The sequence below is a fragment of the Streptomyces torulosus genome, from assembly GCF_001419765.1.
Taxonomy (GTDB): Bacteria; Actinomycetota; Actinomycetes; order Streptomycetales; family Streptomycetaceae; genus Streptomyces; species Streptomyces torulosus.
This window is the reverse complement of the sequence record NZ_LIRK01000992.1, coordinates 1-773: the sequence shown is the minus strand read 5'-3', so window position 1 is coordinate 773 and position 773 is coordinate 1. Positions and strand designations below refer to the sequence as shown.

Below are 773 nucleotides of genomic sequence, written 5' to 3'. Positions count from 1 at the left end.
CCAGTCGGAGCCGCCCTTGTTGGGCAGGGGCAGGAGGGCGTGCACGATGCGCGGACCGAGGTCACGGGCCGGGTTGATCGCGTAACCGGTCGGACCGCCGAGGGACAGACCGATCGAGACCACGACGAGCGAGGTGATCAGGGCACCGAGGGTGCCGAGCCCCTTGCCGCTGTCGTTGAGGCCCTGGGTGAGGACCGCGAGGACCAGCACGATGGTGCCGATGACCTCGGTGGCGACGTTCTGCACGGCGTTCCGGATCTCGGGACCGGTGGAGAAGATGCCGAGCACGGGGCCGGCGCCCTTCTCACGGGCCTCGACGGACTTCGCCGTGGAGGTCTCCGCGCCCGGACCGCCGACGATCTCCTTGTCGGTGAGGTGGACGTGGAACTGACCGTAGTAGGCGACCCAGACCAGAGCGGCACCGATCATCGCGCCGAGCAGCTGCCCGCCCCAGTAGGTGGGGACCTGGCTCCACGGGATGCCCTTGTCCTTCAGCGCGAGCGCGAGGGTCACGGCCGGGTTCAGATGGGCGCCGGAGAGCGGCGCGGAGGTGTAGACGGCCGTCAGAACGGCAAAACCCCACCCGAAGGTGATGGCGAGCCAACCGGCGTTACGGGCCTTGGAGGCCTTCAGCGTGACGGCGGCGCAGACGCCACCGCCGAGCAGGATGAGTATGGCGGTACCGATGGTCTCGCCGATGAAGATGTCGGAGCTGGACACCCGCGACTCCTTTGTCCTTCGTCCAGGGGAAGGCGGACCCCGGGTCCCTTCCG

Annotated in this window: 1 protein-coding gene; it reads right to left on the bottom strand. The window is 69.0% G+C overall.

The window, feature by feature from the left end:
• Positions 1 to 720 (bottom strand): MIP/aquaporin family protein (locus AOK23_RS43430; RefSeq protein ID WP_055717855.1); only part of this gene is annotated, 720 nt, incomplete at its 3' end.
• Positions 721 to 773: the final 53 nt, after the last annotated feature.